This window comes from Pseudomonas fluorescens (assembly GCF_030344995.1).
Lineage (GTDB): Bacteria > Pseudomonadota > Gammaproteobacteria > Pseudomonadales > Pseudomonadaceae > Aquipseudomonas > Aquipseudomonas fluorescens_BF.
Genome location: NZ_CP128260.1, coordinates 4,299,053 through 4,319,901 on the forward strand (window position 1 = coordinate 4,299,053; position 20,849 = coordinate 4,319,901).

At 62.5% G+C, this 20,849-nt stretch carries 21 protein-coding genes; 10 read left to right on the forward strand and 11 right to left on the reverse strand.

Features of this window, described 5'->3' with window-relative positions; genetic code table 11:
- Window positions 1-7 precede the first annotated feature (7 nt).
- The 3 genes from QR290_RS19180 to QR290_RS19190 are packed head-to-tail and all read left to right on the forward strand — an operon-like array spanning window position 8 to window position 4,393.
- On the forward strand, window positions 8-1,615 hold the full coding sequence (locus tag QR290_RS19180; RefSeq protein WP_096822301.1) for a carboxyl transferase domain-containing protein: 1,608 nt from the start codon (window positions 8-10) through the stop codon (window positions 1,613-1,615).
- A gap of 13 nt (window positions 1,616-1,628) precedes the next feature.
- Window positions 1,629-2,444 carry a gamma-carboxygeranoyl-CoA hydratase gene (locus QR290_RS19185; RefSeq protein ID WP_115078504.1) on the forward strand — a complete coding sequence of 272 codons (816 nt, stop codon included), beginning with the start codon at window positions 1,629-1,631 and terminating at the stop codon, window positions 2,442-2,444.
- Entirely contained in the window at window positions 2,444-4,393 is a 1,950-nt protein-coding gene (locus tag QR290_RS19190) for an acetyl/propionyl/methylcrotonyl-CoA carboxylase subunit alpha (protein ID WP_289203356.1), read from the forward strand. Before QR290_RS19185 ends, QR290_RS19190 begins: the two co-directional genes overlap by 1 nt.
- A gap of 39 nt (window positions 4,394-4,432) precedes the next feature.
- On the opposite strand, the gene QR290_RS19195 is transcribed toward QR290_RS19190, so the two are convergent.
- Entirely contained in the window at window positions 4,433-5,089 is a 657-nt protein-coding gene (locus QR290_RS19195) for a LexA family protein (protein ID WP_039767691.1), read from the reverse strand.
- A gap of 129 nt (window positions 5,090-5,218) precedes the next feature.
- Here QR290_RS19195 and QR290_RS19200 point away from each other — a divergent pair, with 129 nt between their 5' ends.
- A complete protein-coding gene (locus QR290_RS19200; protein ID WP_007951520.1) occupies window positions 5,219-5,557 on the forward strand; it encodes a DUF6124 family protein in 339 nt (112 codons plus the stop codon).
- Window positions 5,558-5,716: 159 nt separating this feature from the next.
- On the opposite strand, the gene QR290_RS19205 is transcribed toward QR290_RS19200, so the two are convergent.
- Window positions 5,717-5,938 (reverse strand): hypothetical protein, encoded by a 222-nt coding sequence (locus QR290_RS19205; protein ID WP_289203357.1) that lies wholly within the window; start codon window positions 5,936-5,938, stop codon window positions 5,717-5,719.
- A gap of 97 nt (window positions 5,939-6,035) precedes the next feature.
- Here QR290_RS19205 and QR290_RS19210 point away from each other — a divergent pair, with 97 nt between their 5' ends.
- The gene (locus QR290_RS19210; RefSeq protein ID WP_289203358.1) at window positions 6,036-7,187 is read left to right on the forward strand and encodes a M14 family metallopeptidase; all 1,152 of its coding nucleotides are present in this window, start codon (window positions 6,036-6,038) and stop codon (window positions 7,185-7,187) included.
- A gap of 146 nt (window positions 7,188-7,333) precedes the next feature.
- Complete coding sequence (locus QR290_RS19215; protein ID WP_289203359.1) at window positions 7,334-8,542, forward strand: MFS transporter; 1,209 nt, start codon at window positions 7,334-7,336, stop codon at window positions 8,540-8,542.
- Between the two features lie 7 nt (window positions 8,543-8,549).
- Here the strand turns inward: QR290_RS19215 and QR290_RS19220 are convergent, their stop codons facing one another.
- Both QR290_RS19220 and QR290_RS19225 read right to left on the reverse strand, forming a co-directional pair.
- Window positions 8,550-9,095 (reverse strand): cytochrome b, encoded by a 546-nt coding sequence (locus QR290_RS19220; protein WP_011335009.1) that lies wholly within the window; start codon window positions 9,093-9,095, stop codon window positions 8,550-8,552.
- Complete coding sequence (locus QR290_RS19225) at window positions 9,092-10,186, reverse strand: catalase family peroxidase (RefSeq protein WP_289203360.1); 1,095 nt, start codon at window positions 10,184-10,186, stop codon at window positions 9,092-9,094. Before QR290_RS19225 ends, QR290_RS19220 begins: the two co-directional genes overlap by 4 nt.
- A gap of 157 nt (window positions 10,187-10,343) precedes the next feature.
- Here QR290_RS19225 and QR290_RS19230 point away from each other — a divergent pair, with 157 nt between their 5' ends.
- Together QR290_RS19230 and QR290_RS19235 are read left to right on the forward strand one after the other, a co-directional pair.
- The gene (locus QR290_RS19230; protein ID WP_115078510.1) at window positions 10,344-10,850 is read left to right on the forward strand and encodes an RNA polymerase sigma factor; all 507 of its coding nucleotides are present in this window, start codon (window positions 10,344-10,346) and stop codon (window positions 10,848-10,850) included.
- Window positions 10,847-11,599, forward strand: coding sequence for an anti-sigma factor family protein (locus QR290_RS19235; protein ID WP_102687151.1), 753 nt, complete (start codon window positions 10,847-10,849; stop codon window positions 11,597-11,599). The genes QR290_RS19230 and QR290_RS19235 overlap by 4 nt, the downstream gene beginning before the upstream one ends.
- 5 nt (window positions 11,600-11,604) lie before the next feature.
- Here the strand turns inward: QR290_RS19235 and QR290_RS19240 are convergent, their stop codons facing one another.
- The 7 genes from QR290_RS19240 to QR290_RS19270 all read right to left on the reverse strand — a co-directional run bounded on the left by QR290_RS19240 (window position 11,605) and on the right by QR290_RS19270 (window position 18,027).
- A complete protein-coding gene (locus QR290_RS19240) occupies window positions 11,605-12,576 on the reverse strand; it encodes a Csu type fimbrial protein (protein ID WP_289203361.1) in 972 nt (323 codons plus the stop codon).
- Complete coding sequence (locus tag QR290_RS19245; protein WP_289203362.1) at window positions 12,573-14,930, reverse strand: fimbria/pilus outer membrane usher protein; 2,358 nt, start codon at window positions 14,928-14,930, stop codon at window positions 12,573-12,575. The genes QR290_RS19240 and QR290_RS19245 overlap by 4 nt, the downstream gene beginning before the upstream one ends.
- 84 nt (window positions 14,931-15,014) lie before the next feature.
- A complete protein-coding gene (locus QR290_RS19250) occupies window positions 15,015-15,797 on the reverse strand; it encodes a fimbrial biogenesis chaperone (protein ID WP_289203363.1) in 783 nt (260 codons plus the stop codon).
- Between the two features lie 24 nt (window positions 15,798-15,821).
- Entirely contained in the window at window positions 15,822-16,322 is a 501-nt protein-coding gene (locus QR290_RS19255; RefSeq protein ID WP_289203364.1) for a Csu type fimbrial protein, read from the reverse strand.
- A 4-nt stretch (window positions 16,323-16,326) separates the two neighbouring features.
- Complete coding sequence (locus QR290_RS19260; RefSeq protein WP_115078516.1) at window positions 16,327-16,863, reverse strand: Csu type fimbrial protein; 537 nt, start codon at window positions 16,861-16,863, stop codon at window positions 16,327-16,329.
- Between the two features lie 20 nt (window positions 16,864-16,883).
- Complete coding sequence (locus tag QR290_RS19265) at window positions 16,884-17,417, reverse strand: Csu type fimbrial protein (RefSeq protein ID WP_085690076.1); 534 nt, start codon at window positions 17,415-17,417, stop codon at window positions 16,884-16,886.
- A gap of 100 nt (window positions 17,418-17,517) precedes the next feature.
- The gene (locus QR290_RS19270; RefSeq protein ID WP_205350888.1) at window positions 17,518-18,027 is read right to left on the reverse strand and encodes a Csu type fimbrial protein; all 510 of its coding nucleotides are present in this window, start codon (window positions 18,025-18,027) and stop codon (window positions 17,518-17,520) included.
- 287 nt (window positions 18,028-18,314) lie between these two features.
- Here QR290_RS19270 and zapE point away from each other — a divergent pair, with 287 nt between their 5' ends.
- Both zapE and QR290_RS19280 read left to right on the forward strand, forming a co-directional pair.
- Window positions 18,315-19,448, forward strand: a complete 1,134-nt coding sequence (zapE, locus tag QR290_RS19275) for a cell division protein ZapE (RefSeq protein ID WP_289203365.1) — start codon at window positions 18,315-18,317, stop codon at window positions 19,446-19,448.
- A gap of 61 nt (window positions 19,449-19,509) precedes the next feature.
- Window positions 19,510-20,823, forward strand: a complete 1,314-nt coding sequence (locus QR290_RS19280) for a leucine-rich repeat-containing protein kinase family protein (protein ID WP_289203366.1) — start codon at window positions 19,510-19,512, stop codon at window positions 20,821-20,823.
- Window positions 20,824-20,849 lie beyond the last annotated feature (26 nt).

A 20,849-nucleotide genomic window follows, 5' to 3' on the forward strand; every position in this document is an offset into this window, starting at 1 on the left:
GCTGTCCATGGCTATCCTGCATACCCAGCTCAACCCCCGCTCAGCGGAGTTCGCCGCCAACAGCGCGGCGATGCTCACACAGGTCGACGCCCTGCACACCCTGCTCGCCCAAGTGGCACAGGGCGGCGGCGCGAAAGCTCAAGAACGTCACACCTCGCGCGGCAAACTGCTGCCCCGTGAGCGGATCAACCGCTTGCTCGACCCGGGCTCGCCGTTTCTGGAAATCAGCCAATTGGCCGCTCACGCCGTGTATGGCGAGGATGTGCCGGCCGCTGGCGTGATTGCCGGAATCGGCCGGGTGGAAGGCGTCGAGTGCATGATCGTCGCCAACGACGCGACGGTGAAAGGTGGCTCGTACTACCCGCTGACCGTGAAAAAACACCTGCGCGCCCAGACCATCGCCCAGCAAAACCGTCTGCCGTGCATTTATCTGGTGGACTCGGGCGGCGCCAACCTGCCGCGTCAGGACGAAGTGTTCCCGGATCGCGAGCACTTCGGGCGGATCTTCTTCAACCAGGCCAACATGAGCGCCATGGGCATTCCGCAGATTGCCGTGGTCATGGGTTCCTGCACCGCCGGCGGCGCTTATGTGCCGGCGATGGCGGACGAAGCAATCATGGTGCGCAATCAGGCGACGATTTTCCTCGCCGGCCCGCCCTTGGTGAAAGCCGCGACCGGTGAAGTGGTCAGCGCCGAAGACCTCGGCGGGGCCGATGTGCATTGCAAGATTTCCGGGGTCGCCGACCATTACGCCGAAAGCGATGAACACGCCCTCGCCCTCGCCCGCCGCAGCGTCGCCAACCTCAACTGGCGCAAACTCGGCGAAGTGCAGCAGCGCGCGCCGATTGCGCCGCTGTACGCCAGCGACGAGTTGTACGGTGTGGTGTCGGCCGATGCGAAGCAACCGTTTGATGTGCGCGAAGTGATTGCGCGACTGGTCGACGGTTCGGTGTTCGATGAATTTAAAGCGCTGTTCGGCACGACGCTGGTGTGCGGCTTTGCCCATCTTCACGGCTACCCGATCGCGATCCTCGCCAACAACGGCATCCTGTTCGCCGAAGCCGCGCAAAAAGGCGCGCACTTCATTGAACTGGCCTGCCAGCGCGGCATCCCGCTGCTGTTCCTGCAGAACATCACTGGCTTCATGGTCGGCCAGAAATACGAGGCCGGCGGCATCGCCAAGCACGGCGCCAAACTGGTGACCGCCGTGGCGTGCGCCAAGGTGCCGAAATTCACCGTGATCATCGGCGGCAGCTTCGGCGCCGGTAACTACGGCATGTGCGGGCGGGCCTACGATCCGCGTTTTCTGTGGATGTGGCCGAACGCGCGGATCGGCGTGATGGGTGCCGAACAGGCGGCCGGCGTACTGGTTCAGGTCAAGCGCGAGCAGGCCGAACGCAGCGGTCAGGCGTTCAGTGCCGAGCAGGAAAGCGAGATCAAGCAACCGATTCTCGACCAGTACGAAGAGCAGGGTCACCCCTATTACTCCAGCGCACGACTGTGGGACGACGGCGTCATTGACCCGGCGCAGACCCGCGATGTACTGGCCCTGGCCTTGTCCGCGTCGTTGAACGCGCCTATCGAACCGAGCCGCTTCGGCGTGTTCCGGATGTGATCGGGAGAACCTCATGAGCGACTTCAACACCCTTGAACTGCAGAGCGATCCACGGGGTTTCGCGACCCTGTGGCTGAGCCGCGAAGAAAAGAACAACGCGTTCAACGCCGAGATGATCCGCGAACTGATCCTGGCGCTGGACAAGGTCGCCAGCGACGCCAGCCTGCGCTTCCTGCTGGTGCGCGGACGCGGCAAGCACTTCAGCGCCGGCGCGGATCTGGCGTGGATGCAGCAATCGGCCGAACTCGATTACCACACCAACCTCGACGACGCCCGGGAACTGGCGGAGCTGATGTACAACCTCGCCAAACTGAAAATCCCGACCTTGGCTGTGGTGCAAGGCGCGGCGTTCGGCGGCGCGCTGGGTCTGATCAGTTGCTGCGACACGGCGATTGGCGCCGACGACGCGCAGTTCTGCCTGTCGGAAGTGCGCATTGGCCTGGCACCAGCGGTGATCAGCCCGTTCGTGGTGCAAGCCATCGGCGAGCGCGCGGCACGGCGTTATGCGCTGACGGCCGAGCGCTTCGGCGGTCAGCGGGCGCGGGAAATCGGTTTGTTGTCCGAAAGCTATCCGGCGACTGAACTGGAGCAGAAAGTCGAACAATGGATCGACAACTTGCTGCTCAACAGCCCCGCCGCCATGCGCGCCAGCAAGGATCTGCTGCGTGAAGTCGGCAACGGCGCGCTGACGCCGGCCCTGCGCCGTTACACCGAAAACGCCATCGCCCGCATCCGCGTCAGCCCGGAAGGTCAGGAAGGTCTGCGGGCCTTTTTGCAGAAGCGTCCGCCGAGCTGGCAAGCCGCAACCACCACCAAGGAGCCGCGTTGATGAGCGCACCTGTTCTCACCACCCTGCTGGTGGCCAACCGTGGCGAAATCGCTTGCCGGGTCATGCGTACCGCCAAGGCCCTGGGCATGACCACCGTCGCGGTGCACAGCGCCACCGACCGTGAAGCGCGGCACAGCCGTGAAGCGGATATCCGCGTTGATCTGGGCGGCAGCAAAGCGGCCGACAGCTATCTGCAAATCGACAAGCTGATCGCAGCGGCCAAGGCCAGCGGCGCTCAAGCGATTCATCCGGGTTATGGGTTTTTGTCGGAGAACGCCGGGTTTGCCCGCGCCATTGAAGCGGCCGGCCTGATCTTCCTCGGCCCGCCCGCCTCGGCCATCGACGCGATGGGCAGCAAATCCGCTGCCAAGGCCCTGATGGAAACGGCCGGCGTGCCGCTGGTACCGGGCTATCACGGCGAAGCACAGGATCTGGACACCTTCCGCGATGCTTGCGAGCGCATCGGCTATCCGGTGCTGCTCAAGGCCACGGCGGGCGGTGGCGGTAAAGGCATGAAGGTCGTTGAAGACGTCAGCCAGTTGGCTGAAGCGTTGGCCTCGGCCCAGCGTGAAGCGCAGTCGTCGTTTGGAGACTCGCGGATGCTGGTGGAGAAATACCTGCTCAAGCCGCGTCACGTGGAAATCCAGGTGTTTGCCGATCAGCATGGCAATTGCCTGTACCTGAACGAGCGCGACTGCTCGATTCAGCGTCGGCACCAGAAGGTCGTCGAAGAGGCGCCGGCACCGGGTTTGAGCCCTGAACTGCGTCGTGCGATGGGCGAAGCGGCTGTGCGTTCGGCGCAGGCCATCGGTTATGTCGGCGCCGGCACGGTGGAGTTTCTACTGGATGCGCGCGGCGAATTCTTCTTCATGGAGATGAACACGCGGTTGCAGGTCGAACACCCGGTCACCGAAGCCATCACCGGGCTTGATCTGGTGGCCTGGCAGATTCGCGTCGCCCGTGGCGAAGCGCTGCCGATCACTCAGGATCAAGTGCCGCTGAACGGGCATGCAATTGAAGTGCGGTTGTATGCGGAAGACCCGTCAAATGATTTCCTGCCGGCGACCGGACGTCTGGATCTGTATCGCGAATCCGCCGCAGGGCCGGGGCGCCGTGTGGACAGCGGCGTTGAGGAAGGCGATGAGATTTCGCCGTTCTATGACCCGATGCTCGGCAAGCTGATTGCCTGGGGCGAGGATCGTGAGCAGGCACGTTTGCGGTTGCTGAGCATGCTCGATGAGTTTGCGATTGGCGGGTTGAAGACCAACATCAACTTCCTGCGACGAATCATCGGTCATCCGGCGTTTGCGGCAGCCGAGCTGGATACCGGGTTCATTCCTCGCTATCAGGAACAGTTACTGCCAGCGCCTGCTGCGCTGAGTGATGAGTTCTGGGAGGCGGCGGCGCAGGCTTTTGCGCAGAGTCTGCCGGGGATGGCTCGGGCGGATGATCCGGCTTCGCCTTGGGCGCTTCACAGCGGTCTGCGCGCCGGGTTGCCTCGTGAAATCACTCTGCATTTGAGTTGCGAGGGGCAGGATCGGGCGCTGACGCTCGGTGCTGGCGGCAATGCAAAACTGATCGGCGAGCAACTGGTGGTCGAGCATGATGGGCTGCGCCGACAGCTGCATGCGATTCGTCGTGGAGAGGTTCTGTATCTGCAATGGGACGGCGAGCTGCGACGCGTTGAAACGTATGACCCGATCAGTGCTGTAGAAGCCAGTCACAGCCATCAGGGCGGTCTGACGGCGCCGATGAACGGCAGCATCGTGCGGGTGCTGGTGGAGGCCGGGCAATCGGTTGAGGCCGGCGCTCAATTGGTGGTGTTGGAGGCGATGAAGATGGAGCACAGCATCCGCGCGCCCCATGCCGGCGTGATCAAGGCGCTGTATTGCCAGGAAGGCGAAATGGTCAGCGAAGGCAGCGCACTGGTCGAGCTGGAAGAAGCGTGAAAGGTGGGTCGATCCTGCGCCTGGCGAGGATCGATCTGACTAGTATTTGGCCGTTGCCTGAACCACGACGCCGATAATTCGGCACTCGTCGGTCAACAGGGCTTTGGGCCAGGTCGGATTGAGCGGCACCAGGTAACGCTGGCCGCCCTCTTCGATCAGTTTGCGGAAAATCGCCTCGTCGCTGTCCGGCCACTGGGCGATCACCAGTTTGCCGGGCTCGGCTTCCAGCGCCGGGTCCACCAGAATCATCATCCCCTCACCGATGCTCTGCCCGGTGGGCGCGGTCATCGCGTTGCCCGTCACCGTGAGCCAGAACGCCGGGCCACGGGCGTGGTAGTCCGTCAGCTCGAAACGTCGCTTGTCCTTGGCACTCGAATACGCAGGCTGGCTTTCACGGGCCTCGACCGGCGCATTCCACTCGCTGACCGGATAGCGAAAGTAAGGGTTGTACTTCTGCGCCAGAGGCATTTCGTCATCCGCATCGATCTGCGGTTCACGAATCACCACCGCGACCTCTAGATACTCCATGCCCAGCGCTTTCAGCACGCGGTTCATCTGCGTGATGCCGGGCTCGCGGCGCTTGTTCAGCCAATGGCCGATACCGCCCTGAGACATGCCGACGCGCTCGCCGAGCTCGACTTGAGTGACGTTGAGTTCACTCATTTTGGCCTTGACCAACTCAATCCATTTATCCATGTGCGGCACCATACGTGGACGCCTGCGACCGGCAAAACACATATTGTAGTATTTAAATTCTGGTCACAAATACTGATAGTACTATGCTTGAGTCACGGATTTGAATCGACCAAGGAGTGACCTTTCAACATGAATATCACCAGCAAAGACTTGCCCGATCTGCAAATGGACACCACCTTCACGTCCCCGCAAGGGTGCGCCGCTGCGCAACGGGCGTTGGACTATTACTTGAAACCAGCTGTGTCAGAACCGGAAGTGGATGAGCGCTTTTTCGGGGTGAACAGCAATCTGAGTGGCGAAGAATCCCTGGTCCACGCCTCCGATCTGCTGCGATGTGCAGCGGCTACGGCATTCAAGGCGGCGGACGGCTTGCAGGGCGTTAGTCGGGATCTGGCGTTTTCGGTTGTGCACATGGTGGACATGGCGCGGGCGATGGTTGATCACTCGCTCGATGGCGCGGTTCGCTGAAGACAGGAGTTCGGACGGACGGGAAAGAGTTTTCCAATCGCGCAGATAAAAACATTTGACTTGCAAATGATAATGATTATTATTGCAAGCAGCTGGTCGCGAGATCAGTCGATGGACCAGAGACCTTAGGTCGGTCTTCTGGACTATCTCCTCATCAGGCTAATCACGGTTTTTGACCCGGCTTTTTGCCGGGTCTTTTTTTGCCAGTTTTCTGGCTTGTGGCTTCAGGCTAATGAAGTCTTTGGGTGCTGCAAATTCGTTGGCGCGGATAATATCAAAAGAATATTGCTTGGCAAGCGGACCCCAGCCACATTGGGGCAAAGTAATGCCAATTAGCACTTGAGAATCAATCGCACAGCCACTAAGCTGCGTCCGCGTCATGGAGGACGCCCCCCGCCGCAACCCGCAATTTCCCTCGGTTTCACCCCTGTCTTGCGTGTAAAGTAGCCGCCATAAAAATCATATTCAGGAACCGATTATGACCGTGGCCAAATCTTCGTTCGACATCAGCGCCAACTTCGACAGCGGCAACATCCAAGTCATCGACATCAGCAATCCGCTCAACCCGGTTCTGGCAATTCGGCCAGATACCCGCAGCGCCCATTTCCAGTGGTTCCACTTCAAGGCCAGCGGCCTGCACGTCCATCAGGAACACTGGTTTCGCCTGGTCAACGCCAGCCAGTCTTCCTACAACAAAGCCTGGACCGGCTATCAGGCCGTCGCTTCCTACGACCACGTCAACTGGTTCCGCATTCCGACCCAATTCGAAGGCGACAGCCTGCGCTTCTGCCTCGAAGCCGAGCAGACCCACGCCTGGTTCGCCTACTTCGAACCTTACAGCCGTGGCCGTCACGACTGGCTGATCGAGCAAGCGCTGACCAAGGCCGGCACCGAACTGCTGGCCACCGGCAAAAGCGTCGAAGGCCGCGACATCCAGCTGCTGCGCAAAGGCACCGGCGCCGAAGGTCGCCGCAAGATCTGGATCATCGCCCAGCAACACCCGGGCGAGCACATGGCCGAATGGTTCATGGAAGGCGTGATCGAGCGCCTGGAACGTCATGACGATCCAGTGTTGAACAAACTGCTGGCCAGCGCCGATCTGTACCTGGTGCCGAACATGAACCCGGACGGAGCCTTCCACGGTCACCTGCGCACCAACGCCATGGGCCAGGACCTGAACCGCGCCTGGCAGAACGCCAGTCAGGAAGTCAGCCCGGAAGTACTTTTCGTACAGCAGCAGATGGAAAAGTACGGCGTCGATCTGTTCCTCGACGTACACGGCGACGAAGAAATCCCCCACGTGTTCACCGCCGGCTGCGAAGGCAATCCGGGCTACACCCCGCGAATCGAAAAGCTCGAAGAACACTTCCGCAGCCACCTGAAGCACACCACCAAAGACTTCCAGACCAAGTACGGCTACACCCGCGACGAACCGGGCCAGGCCAACATGACCCTGGCCTGCAACAGCGTCGGCCAGAAATTCGACTGCCTGTCGCTGACCCTGGAAATGCCGTTCAAGGATCACGATGACGCGCCGAACCCGCTCACCGGCTGGTCGGGCAAACGCTCGAAGCAACTGGGCAACGACGTGCTGACCACCATCGCGGACATGGTCGACACCCTGCGCTGATCGCCCCTGATTTTCGCTTCACGAAAGATCGCAGCCTGTCTGCGATCTTTTTTTTGCGCTGACTTTTACCCAATCAGGTTGCAAATCAAAACTGGATTGCTTACCGTCAATCAAGTTTCAATTTGAAACCTGAAAGGATCCGGGAAATGAAAACTGCAACACTCGATAAAGGTGTCGTACTGCTTTTCGCCATCGCTTGCGGCCTCGCGGTGGGCAACGTGTATTACGCCCAGCCGCTGCTGGATGCGATGGCCGACGCCTTTGGCCTGTCGCCGGGCAGCATCGGCATAGTCATGACGCTGACCCAGGTCGGTTACGGCCTTGGGCTGTTATTGCTCGTGCCCCTCGGCGACCTGCTCAACCGCCGGCGGTTGATCGTCACGCAAACGCTGTTGTCCGCCGCAGCCTTGCTGATGATTGCTCTGGCCTCGAACAGCGCCTGGCTGCTGATCGGCGTCACCCTGACCGGTCTGCTTGCCGTGGTCACCCAGGTGCTGGTCGCCTACGCCGCAACCCTGGCCGTCCCTGCGCAACGCGGAAAGGTTGTGGGCGTGATCACCAGCGGAATCGTCGTCGGCATTCTGCTCGCGCGCACGGTAGCGGGCGGCATGGCCGATCTGGCGGGCTGGCGCTCGATCTATCTGCTATCGGCGGGATTGACGCTGGTGATGGCCGCGCTGCTGTTTCGGGTGTTGCCCAAAGATGAAGACGTACGGCCGACCACGCGTTACGTGGCACTGATCGCTTCAGTGTTCAGCCTGTTTCGTGAGGAACCGGTGCTGCGTCAACGAGCAATCCTCGCCCTGCTCACCTTCGCCAGCGCCATGGTGCTGTGGACGCCGATGGTGTTGCCGCTGGCCGCCCCGCCGCTGTCGCTTTCCCACAGTGAAATCGGATTGTTCGGACTCGCCGGCGCGGCAGGCGCACTGGCCGCTGCCAGAGCCGGACACCTGGCGGATCGAGGATTGGGACAATGGGTCAGCGGCCTGTCGCTGCTGCTGATGCTGGGCTCGTGGCTGCCGATCGCACTCACCCAATCTTCGTTGTGGGCGCTGCTGCTTGGCGTCATCACTCTGGATCTGGGCTTGCAGGCCGTGCACGTCACCAGCCAGAGCATGATCTACAGCGTCCGCCCGGAGGCGCAGAGCCGACTGACCGCCGGCTACATGCTGTTTTACTCGATTGGCAGCGCCTTGGGCTCAATCGCCTCGACGGCCATGTACGCCTGGGCAGGATGGCCGGGCGTCTGCTGGCTGGGTGCGGCAATCAACATGGTCGCGTTGCTTTATTGGTGGCGAACGCTGGCCACACCGAAACGTGGCGAGGCTGCTTGCGCCCTCGCCACGTCAGACTGACACACGATCAACCTCGATTGCGTCCCCGCAGCATGCTGTCGAGCACTTCGTCGCGGCGCACCCAGCCATGGAACAACGCCGCCGCCAGATGCAGCAGCACGGTCAGGAACAACAGATACGCCAGATACCCGTGAGCCTTGCGCAGCAACGCAAACACCTGCGCATCCGCCGGCACGATCGACGGCAATTGCAGGGACGTGCCGAGCATCACCGGATCCCCCGCCGCGCTGATCATCGCCCAGCCCAACAGCGGCAACACCAGCATCAGCGCGTACAACAACAGATGAGAGGCCTTGGCCGCCATCACCTGCCAGCCCGGCAGATCCGCCGGCAGCGGCGGCTGACGGGTGCCCAGTCGCACCAGAATGCGCACGATCACCAAAGCGAGAATTGCGATGCCCAGCGGCTTGTGCAGGTTGATCAGCCATTCATGCCGCGCCGACACCGAGGTCACCATGCCGGCCCCAATGAACAACATCGCGATGATCATCAACGCCATCAACCAGTGCAGCAACCGCGCCAGCGGATTGAAATGAGTCGGTTGCGTGCTCATGGGCGAGCCTCCTTTTTGCCGGTTGGCAGTTGGCTGACTTCGCTGGTGCGACGCAGGTAGGAATCGGCGTAACCGGCCGAGCGCGCGGCCAGCAATGGATCGTCGGAACCCTGAATGCCGGCCGGCAGCACCAGCGGATCGTAGTTGATGTCACGGCATTCGCCGCTGAGCTGCGGCTGGGTTTTTTCCAGCACCAGGGTGCCGGCGTTCAACATCTTGCGCCCGGCGGGCCAGGTCTTGCTCGCATCGTTCACCGGATCGTCGGCATTGGCCAACGTGATGTTCAACTGAAAGCGCAGCGGCCCTTCGGCCAGGCGTTGCACCAGGTCCTTTTCAAGGAAATCGCTACCTTCAGGTGCAGTCGCACCGGCAGCGTCCTGCGCCAGAGGCGTCATGCTCCAGCGCACCGCTTGTTTCTTGCCGCTGGCATCCACCAGATAGAACGCGTTGACGCTGTTGTAGGTTTCCGTCGCGTAACTGGCCGAGGGTTTGGCGGTTTTTATCCAGGTCAGAAACGGCAGGGCTTCCGGGTGTGCGGCAAAAAATGCCGGAACCTTGCTCGGATCCGGTTTGCCCGTCGCCGGATCCGGCGATTGCGCCTGCTGCAACTGATAGAACGCCTCGGGCGTGCCGACCGGGAAAACCGGCATGCTGTTCATCCCGGTGCGCCACTGCTGGCCGTTGGCCTGAGTGAAACGCAGCGCCAGACTGCGGATCGGTACGGCGCTGTCCGGCGCATACGGATTGCCGGCCGGCAACGCAAAACGCCCGACCACCGGGGTGCGCGGCTCATTGAACACTTGCGCGACAGAATACGGGCGAGCCTCGCCGCTGCTCTCGAAATGTCCGATCACGCAAACACCTTTGGCGTGATTGCGGCGAAAGCCGGGATGCACGCCGTTGTTCTTTTCCAGCACATCGACCAACGCTTTCGGCGTCAGGCGCTGTGGGTCAAATGAACCATGAACGTAGGCAAACGCCCCGGCCAGGGCTGCGACCACCACGGCGATTCCGCCAAGCCGCAACACCAGGCTCGCGGCACTCAGTGGCGGGCGTTGTGGCCCGCCGGGCGATGAGCTGCGATCAACCATGAAGCACTCCAGGGCCATCGGCCACAAGTAGGAAGAATCAGCAAGACGCACGCCATCGGGATTTATTCCACGGCCCGGTATTTATTTTTCAGAACGTGGAATAACCTCCAATGCCGGGCGTCTTCCTAGTCCAAAGCGTAGTGACTAGCAGAACTTCATGAGCGAATTCGACGAACAACTGAGAGAAATCATTCCCAGATTGCGGCGCTTTGCCGTGTCGTTGACCCGCAACGGCAGCAGCGCCGACGACCTGGTACAGGCCAGCCTGGAGAAGGCGCTGTCGGGTTGGGGCGACAAACGCGCCGACGGCGATCTGCGCGCCTGGCTGTTTTCGATCCTGTACCGGCAGTTTCTCGATGCGCATCGTCGCTCGCGCCGGTATGCACGGATGCTCGAATTCTTCACCGGCCGCGATGACGCCGAGCCTTCGGTTGAACGCACCGTCATTGCCCGATCGACCTTGCAGGCCTTCGACCGACTGCCCACCGAACAGCGCGCGCTGCTGCTGATGGTGTCGGTGGAAGGCCTGACTTATAAGGAGGTCGCCGAGATTCTCGACGTCCCCACCGGCACCGTGATGTCGCGCCTGTCCCGTGCTCGCCAGGCCCTGCGCCAGCTCAGCGACGGGGAAATCAGCAGCCCTTCCTTGCGGATACTCAAATGATCAGTCTGCCCCCCAATGAACGTGACCTGCACGCCTACGTCGACCACCAGCTCAGCGAGGCCGACCGGCATGTGCTGGAAACCTGGCTCGCCAGCCATCCGGACGAAGCGGCGCAGGTTCGCGCCTGGCAACAGGATGCCCAGCACCTGCGTGCCGCCCTCGGCGGTGCCCTGCAACAACCGGCCAATCCGGACCTCGATCCGTCGCTGATTCGTCAGCGGCTCAAACGCCAATCGCGCCGCCAGTGGGCCAGCGCGGCAGTGCTTTTGATTGCCGTCAGCCTCGGCGGTGTCGGTGGCTGGAAGGCCCGGGACATGACCGTGTTTCATCCCCCGGCACCGATGACAGACGCCTTGCAGGCGTACCGCTTGATCGCCCAGCAAGGGCTTCTGCCGGCGGACTACAAGGTCGATGGCGACGGCGACATCCAGCGCTGGCTCGACCGTTATTTCACTCAGGCCAATCGCCTGCCGGACCTGACGTCGGCCGGGTTTGCACCGGTCAGCGGTCGTCTGCTGAGCACCGACGAAGGCCCGGCGGCGATGGTGATGTATGAAGACCAGAGCGGGCACAAGGTCAGTTTCTACGTGCGTCCACCGGGACCGAAAAATACCTTCCTGCCCCGGGGCAGCCGCCAGGACGGGGATCTGCAGGCCGAGTACTGGTCCGGCAAGGGCTACAACTACGCGATGGTCAGCCCGACCGATACACCCGCAGCGAAAATGCTCAAGCAATCCGTGAGTTTCTAGCCGGTTCAGAACCCCACATCCAGCACCACATTGTCCAGATAGGTTCCAGCGGGCGGTGTGGTCTGGTCGGTGTAGATTTTCGCGTTGTAATTGAAGATCTGGCTGCCGGTGCCCAGCCCGTTGCCGGGGTTGACCTCGGCATCGCTGCTGGCCCGGCGGGCCGCGCCGACACTGCCCCAACGGGTGGTGCCAGCACTCTTGAAGATGTCGTAGGCCAGATAGTTGCTGCCGGAAATCATCCGCCGCCGCCCGCCGACGCTGATCGCATTCTGCCCGTCGTTCAAACCCACGGTGTAGGCACTGCCCTTGGTGCAGGCGAGGTTGATGGTCTGCCCGGTTACCGGCGTAAATGCACTGACCACCGGGGCGCTGCCAAAGGCGATATTCGGCGCGGTGATGGTGCAATCGTTGGCAACGGTCAGGTTCACCGTCAGCGTCGTGGTGCCGCTGTTGATGTCGCGGCCCAGGCAAAGCCCGCCGACACCGATGCCCGAACAATAATTCCAGTTCCAGAAAATGCTCAGGGTCTCGGTATACACCCCGGCCGCCACGTTGCTGCCAATGGTGGTACCGAAATACAGCGGAACGGTTTTCGGCACCGTACCGCCCAGCAAGCCGAGGGCATCGATGATACCGTTGCGGGCGAAGTCATAGGCGGTGCCGCGCGTTAGCGGGTAACTGGTGCTGTTGTTGGCGTAGATCGTGTAACCGATCACGTCGCCAGTGGGCCCGAGCAAACCGCTCTGGGTCGAGGTGACGGTGGCCCAGAAATGGTCATTGTTGGTCAACAGCGACAGCAGCGAACCAGTGCAACTCAAGCCTCCGTTCAGAGTGGAACTGGGTTGCGAGGTGGTGCGCACGGAGATCGAACTGATGTTCCCGAACCCGGCGGGCGTGGTGGTGACCACCGAGCACAGCGCCTGAGCCAGTCCCGGCAGCAGTATCAGCAGCCACAGAACAAGCCGCGCCCGGATCATTGGCACACCAACGGGCCGATCAGCGGCACTTCGTTCTGCTGCAGATCGACGCTGAATTGCGCCTGGCAGGTCTTGCCGTCCGCCAGGGTGACCCGCAGCGAATTCTGCGCCTGAAGGTTTTCCAGATAGACCAGCCCGTCCCAACCGACCACCGTCCGCGTGCCGCTCTGCTCGTGCAGCACGCCACTGCCCAGCGGTAACTCCTTCTGCTGCGCATCCACCAGCACGATGCTCGCGGCAATCACCCGGCTCAGCGGAAACTCCAGCAGATAGCCACTGCCCCGCCGTACGGCGACACGCTGTTCGACATTCGGGCTGCGCACGTTGGCCGGCAGGTTCAGCGGATCGATTTCGTACTTGCCCCGGTAGTAGGCACTGCTCCACGGCACCAGCAAGTGGCCGTTACGGTCGGTCTGGCCAACCTGCTGATTCTCGTAACGCACCGGAATGTCCGCGTAGCCGTCGGTGCTGACCACCACGAAGGCATCGTCGATGCGGTTGGCGGCGAACACTTGATCATCCATCCACACCAGCGACCCGCTGGCATCGGCCCAGCGGGTTTCGGCGTCGGACGTCCCGTAGACACCCGCCTGCAATTGCACCGATTGCAGGCGCCAGGTCACGTCAGCCTGGCGGTAATCGGCGCCGTCGCCCTTGGCGTAGCCGAGATTGAAGCCCACCCCGCCCTCGGACGGCACGGCGCGACTGTAGTTGACCCGCTGCTGCGTCTGTCCGGTCTTGCTGCGCTCGCTGCTGATGGCGAGGCTGCCGCGCAGGTCGAACGGAATCACCAGTTGCGCCTGCACCGCCCAATTGCTGTCGCCGATTTCGCGGTTGGCCGACAGGTAGAAACTGCTGTTGCGCCACAACGGTTTGCTCCAGCTCAGGTTGAGCAACCGCGTGCGGGTTTCGTCTGCCGCACGAATATCGAAATACCCGACGCCTAGACTGCCCCAGCGCTCGAGGTTGAGGCTCAGAGTTGCCTGCTCACTGCGCTTGCTGAGTGTGGTGTAAGGGCTGTCGACCACGGTCAGGTCGGCGTAACGGTCGCGGCGTTGCAGACGCTGATAGGAAAAGCTGTAGCGCTGGCCGCTGTATTGATAACCGAGGCTCAGTTGCTGACCGCCGTCGCCGTCGAAACGGCTCTGGCTGATCGCACTGTTGAGCACCCCGAAATTGCCCAGCCGCAAGTTACCGCCCAAGCCCCCGAGGGTCAGGCTATCCGCCGCCTCGGCGTGACTCTCCAGGGTAAACGTGTCGCTGACGCCATAACGCAGACTGCCCGAGGTCACGCCCGGCCCGTAGCTGAAATCCTTCAGGCCGTAATCCCGGCGCAACGTACCGGCGGCCACCGAAAAATCACTTAGCCCTTTTTGCAACAGGCTGCTGGTGACATAGAACGGCACGGTAGTCGACACCTGCCGGCCCAGCGCATCGGTGGTCACCACCACCGCCTCACCCGCACCGTTGATAAACGGAATGTTGGTCAGGGTGTACGGCCCCGGTTGCAGGTCAGTGCTGCTGGACTTGTAGCCGTTGATGAACAGATCCACCGAGGACGGCACCGCCGCTTCTCCGGCGAACTGCGGCAGCGGATAGGTCACCAGATCCGGACGCACCGCAAAATCCCGCGAGAACTGCACGCCGCCCAGCCGTACCGAACTGCTCCAGGGCAAGGCGCCGCTGACCACGTCCCCGGCCTCGTAGGTCAGCATCCGCTCGTCATCGGAGTAGCGCCAGGTGGTGTCGTAACGCAGATAGCCGTTGTCCAGCGTGCTGACCGCATCCCCCGACAACGTGCGGCGATATTGCCCGGTGTTCGACAACGTTCCCCAGCTGTCGAACACCCGCACTTCGTTCCACGCCGCCAGATAAGTACCGGCGTCATCGGTGTCGTTGAGGTACAGGTCATAGTTGAACAACGCGCCGAAACTGCTCAGCGCCGGGGTGCGTGGATAAACCTCGCGGTTGCCGATGAACTGCTCCGGCAGCCAGTCCGGCGGCACGTCGAGCAGCAAGCGCTGGCTGACGCTGTCGTATTCGCTGTGCAGGCCCGGCAGGCCTTCGAGATCGACTTCGGCACCGGCCTCTTCCGGCAGCTTCATGCCGGTGTCGCGCAATACGCTGGCCGGCAGGAACAGACGACTACCGCGTTGCTCCACCGCCACCACCCGACCGGTATTCATCTGGTTGACCACCAGCTCCAGAAACAACTGTGCATCGCTGACGGCCTCCATGCCGCTGGGAGGCGGCGGCAGTTCGCCGGCCCCGGATGGATGAATGAACATCAGGCACCACGCGCCGGTCATGAGCCACAACGGACGCTGAATACGTCGAGCCCATCCCGGACTCATTAGCGTGTTACGTCCGTCAATGGACTGATTCCTCCTGAAACCGCTGGCGCCGAAACCCGAAAGCTTCGGCATGACTCGCTACGGCTATCGCGCCGGCGGAATGCTCTGCACCTGCGCTGCGCCATTGATCCGTCCCGCCAGCTCTCCCGCCACCGGCCCCGGCGCCGGCCAGCGCATTACTGCGCCGGGCAACACGTAACCAAGCAGACCCTCGGCCAACGGTTTGCTTTGGCTGCCCTGCTTGATGGCAACATCGGTCAGCCGCGCATGCACCGCGCCTTGGTTGCGCACTTCCACATAAGGACGGCCCTCCACCGCTACCGTGCGCCAGCTCAGTTGCGGCAGGCCGATGCCCTTGGGGTCACGCTGACGGGCGCTGTCCTCCTTGCTCCACAGGCCCGCGCCATAGGCGAACAGCGGCACCGAGTAGCGCATCTGGAAGCGGATCGCTGCAGCGGTCTTGCCGTCTTCGGCGACGGGCGGCTGGGCCGAGGGAATTTCATCGATGATGATCCGGTACGCCAGTTCCTGGCCGGGCGGCACGTCCTTGGTGCGGGTCAGGCGCACCAGTTGTTTCTGACCCGGCTCGATCTTCGCCACCGGCGGGCTGCCGATCACCTCGCGCTGATTGCGGTATTGCTCTTCGAAACCGCTCTGGTTCCAGCCGAACACACGGATCTGCAGGTTGGCGGTTTCCGTGCCGCGATTTTCCAGCCACAGCGCACTGGCCTGCTGATCGGCCTCCAGCACCGGATCGATCGGCCATATCAGCACCGAACTGGCGGCCTGGGCCTTGAGCGTCCCGGTCATGAACAGCGCCAGCACGGCGCAACACACGGACGAATAGCGTGACGTGAAAAACCCCATAAACCTGCTCCTTGTCATTTCACATCACCACGACAGCTGCACCTGCAACACATCGCTGTATGTCCCCCCGGGCTGATTGCCCGGTAATTGCACCTGTCCGTAAATCGGCAGACTGATGTTGTTCGCGTCGCTATAGGCCACCGCCACGCTCTGGCCGATACCCAGGTTCTGGCTATACGCCGCATCGCGAAACAACGCATAGGCCACCTTCGCGCTGCCTCCGCTGATCTGCATGCGTCGCCCGCCGCTGTTGTACTGGCCGCCATCGACCGTCATGTTCAGCGCCACTCCGGGCGTGCATTGCAGCGTGACGCCACCGGTCAACGCGACCTGCACCGTGCCAGTGGCCAGCGCCGAACGCGAACCGAAATTCAGCCCGCCATAGTTCGAGACGCCCCCCACTACCAGACAGCCCGGCGTCACCGTGGCACTGACCTGGAAGCTCTGACTGGTCACCGCCGCCAACGGCAGCGGCAAGCTGCCCGCACACAGCAGGAGCAACGCCGCACAACCCTGCCGGCCCATGGCACTAGAACGTCAGTTCAACGGAAATGGTGTCGGTGTAAGTGCCCGCCGGCAGCCCGGCCTTGCCCACCGCCTGACCGTAGATATTCACGGTCTGCGCCACACCGGTGCTGGCGGCGAGGTTGATGACCCCGTCGATGGCCAGCAATTGCGAATGCCCGGCGTCGGTGTACAGGTCGTAAGGCACGTAGTTGGCAACGCCGTCGTACAGCGCGCGAGTACCACCCGGCGAGAGCCCGTCATGGGCGCCGGCCCGGACTTTGACCGTCGGCGTGGTGCCGGCCGAGCACAGAATCGACAGCGCCCCGCCCCCGCCGCCCAGCACCTGACCGGTGGCCGTGGTGAACAGGCTGTTGGCGGTGCCGAAGTTCAACGCACCGAAGTTCAGCCCGGTAGAACCGCCGGACCCGTTGACCTGGCAACTGCTGATCAGGATCAGGCTGGAGGTGATCTGGCCGGTGACCGTGGTGGCGGCATTGATGCTGGAAGCGAGCGTCAGGCCGAGCAACGACAAACCTATCCTTGATGCAATCGTACGCATGGTGTCCGTCCTCTACGGGGTTACCAGTCGAGCGTCACCGTCAGGGTGTCGGTATAGACACCGGCCGGTACCGCACGGGTGTTCGCCACCACCGAGCCAAATACCGGGATGGGTATCTGTGCGCCGCTGGTGACAGCGAAATTGTGTTGTTGTCCGATGCTGTAGCTCTGGCTGCCGGAGGCATCGAGAAACAGCTGATAGGGGAGTGTCTGGCGACCGTTGCTCAGCCGGCGTGTGGTGCCGTCGCCATGGGTGCCGCCGTCGATGGTCACGGTGAACCCGGTGACCGAGGGGTTGCAGGCGACATTGAGCTGGCCGCTGCCCGCTTCACTGAGGCTGGCCTTGATCGGCGCGTTCCAGGTCGGGCCCTGCTGGCCGAAATCGAGAGAGCCCAGCCCATCTACCGGACTGGCAGGGCTGGTGGCGTTGGTCACTTCGCAGCCGGCAATCAGCGTCAGCCGCGCAAGGATCTGCCCACTGACTGCCGCTGCCGCGACCTCGGTGAACATCAGCAGCATGACTGTGGCGATTACCCGCCCGTGTCTGCCCATCATTGAGCCCCTACTCCTTCAGGATCACTCGACCACTGCGCTCGTCAATGAACGCCCTTCCCTGCGCCACCCGGTTCCCCCGAATGGCTGAAAAACTCCGCGATCACCAGGTGACCGTCACTTTCACCAGATCCGAATATCGGCTGACCCGTGGCACTTCGGCCATTCGCTCGATCCGCCCGTATAACGGCAAGTCCACCGTGCCGCTGTCCGGCACCCGGCCACTGACCGGCACATCCACCACCAGCGGCACCCGCCGCGCGGCGTCCTGATACAGGCGATAAGGAATCGGCTTGCTGCCGGCCTCCCCCGCCATGTAGCGCACCTCGCCGACACCACCGTGCAGGCCGCCATCGACGCGCAACTGGTACGGGGTGTCCGGATTGCATTCCAGACGCGGCAGGCGGGAATTGGTAAGCGCCGCGCCGAGTGGCCCGTCCTGGTCGCCGAGCCGTGCCGTGCTGCCGAAGTCGAGCACGCCCAGTTGCTCGATACCGGCCTCACGTTGCTGGCCGATCAACTGGCAACCCCGCTGTACATCGACCCGCACCTCGACCTGAAGGTCGGCGGCGTGGACCGGTACTGCGAGCCCGCTCAGCAATGCCCAGACCATCCCTGCATTCACCGCCCGTTCCTTGATGGCGACAGCGTCTGTGTCGTTACAGTGTTTCAGGTTAGCAACGGACGCCGATTGCGCCAGTCGATTGGATCCAGGCACCCGCCGGGATTTGTTTCGAAAGGTTGGCAACACGTCGATTTATAGTGTTGAAAAAACCAGTACACACCGCAGATTACTGTCCGGAAAAACGATAAAGCGCAGTGGAAGCAAAACTACCCGTCTGGTTACACTACGCCGCCGCGCTCGGGGGGAGCCGGCCTGATGATGACGGAGTGAATGCAGTGCCTGCCCGACCGCCCGAACGTTCGCGTCTGACTCAGCGCTGGTCAGCCTTGCGCCATATCTTCGGCAAACGCTCCGTTACAAACGCGGGCCAGTGCGCCGCCAGCGCCCAATCGGTGCGTGACTATTTCCGGCAAAAAGCCCACGGCCAGGGCTACACCCTCAGTCACAGCCAGCAGCGGGTCATCGACTGCATGGCCCATCAGGCCGGCCTGTTGTTCGGCACTCCTGCGCAAACCCCGCCCAGCCTGTATCTGCACGGAGCGGTCGGGCGCGGCAAGAGCTGGTTGCTGGACGGATTCTTCCAGGCGTTGCCGATCCAGCAAAAACGCCGCCTGCACTTCCACGGATTCTTCGCCCAGCTGCATCAGGGCATGTTCGAGCACCGCGAACGCGACGACGCCCTCGCCGTCACCCTCGATGCGTTGCTGACGGACTGTCGGGTACTGTGTTTCGATGAGTTTCATGTGCATGACATCGGCGATGCGATGCTCATCACTCGCTTGTTCAAGGCGCTGTTCAAGCGCGGAATCCTGCTGTTGGTGACCTCCAACTACCCGCCCGAAGGCCTGCTGCCCAACCCGCTGTACCACGCGCGGTTCAAACCGGTGATCGACCTGATCAACGCGCGCATGCAGGTCATGGAAGTCGGCGGCCCGCACGATTACCGTAGCCAGGCGCGCCGGCATGCACATCAGATATTCACCCAGGGCCATTACGTCTGGCCGGCCAGCCCGGCGCAGCGCCTCGTCTTGAACCTGCCGCCCCTCGATGCCGCGCCGTTGTCTTTGGCGGTTGGCAGCCGGCATTTGCAGGCGCGGTTATGCGAAGACCGGCGCGTCGGTTTCACCTTCAACGACCTCTGCGAACAGCCCACGGCGGTGATGGATTATCTGGAACTGTGCCGGCGCTTCGACCACTGGATCATCGATGACCTGCCAGAACTGGGCGAATGTTCGATCGCCGCCCAGCAACGCTTTATCAACCTGATCGACGTGCTCTACGATCAGGACAAACACCTGACCCTGCTCGGCCAACTCCCGTTGCACGAAAGCCTCGGCGGCCAGGCGATCGATCTGGCCCGCACCCGCAGTCGGCTCGGGCAATTGCGCGAAGTGCACGAACCAGGCTGATTTGCCGTTATCATGCGGCCCATTTCCGGCGCCCTGCGCCTTCTCGAAAGCGATCCATTTCATGCACACCCTTGCACAACTGCGCGCCGGCGAACTGTCGGGCATCACCCGACTGGATCTGGCCGAGGGCCTGACTGAGTTTCCGCCGGAAATTTTCAACCTGGCCGACTCGCTGGAAGTGCTCAACCTCAGCGGCAATGCCCTGAGCAGCCTGCCGGATGACTTGCACCGTCTGACGCGCCTGCGCGTGCTGTTCTGCTCCGACAATCAGTTCACGCAATTGCCGGAGTGCCTGGGCCAGTGCCAGGCGCTGACGATGATCGGCTTCAAGGCCAACCGGATCACTCAAGTGCCCGGCGCGGCGCTGCCGCCTAATCTGCGCTGGCTGATCCTCACCGACAACGCCATAGAAACCCTGCCTATGGAACTGGGCGAGCGCCCGCTGCTGCAAAAACTCATGCTTGCCGGCAATCGCCTGCGCACCCTGCCGCCTTCACTGAGCCAGTGCCATCGGCTGGAGCTGATCCGCATCGCCGCCAACCAGCTGACCGAGTTGCCGCAATGGCTGTTGACCCTGCCGAGCCTGACCTGGCTGGCCTACGCCGGCAATCCGCTGGAAACCGAAGCCGATGCCGCCGCCCTCGACAAAGCGCCCCTGATCGACTGGTCGGCGCTGCAATTGGAGCAACGGTTGGGCGAAGGCGCTTCCGGGGTCATTTACCGGGCGCAATGGCAGCCTGCCGATCAGCCGGCCACGCCCGTGGCAGTCAAGCTGTACAAGGGTGAAATGACCAGCGACGGCTCGCCGCTGCATGAAATGAACGCGTGCATCACCGCCGGGCTGCACCCGAACCTGATCCGCGTCGAAGGCCGCATCGACCAGCATCCCGACGGCCAGCAAGGCCTGGTGATGCAGTTGATCGATCCGAGCTACCGCAATCTGGCCGGGCTGCCGAGCCTGGCGTCCTGTTCACGGGATGTGTATGCCGACGATTGCCGTTTCAGTGCCGACGTTGCCTTGCGCATTGCGCGGGGCATCGCCTCGGTCGCCGGGCATCTGCACCGTCACGGCATCACCCATGGCGATCTCTACGGGCACAACATTCTGTTGAACGATCAGGGCAACTGTCTGTTGGGGGATTTTGGTGCGGCGTCGTTCCATGCCACGGCGGACACGCCTGAAACCCGCGCGCTGCAACGCCTCGAAGTGCGGGCGTTCGGGATTTTGCTGGGGGAATTGCTGGCGCGCATCGACTCGGGGTTGAGCGATGAACGGCGTCAGGTGCTGGAAGCCCTGGAACAGCGCTGCTGTCAGCCGGATGTGCTGGCGCGGCCGGGGTTTGGCGAGATCAGTCTGGCGTTGCAAGACGCCTGAAAAAAATCGCAGCCCGAGGGCTGCGA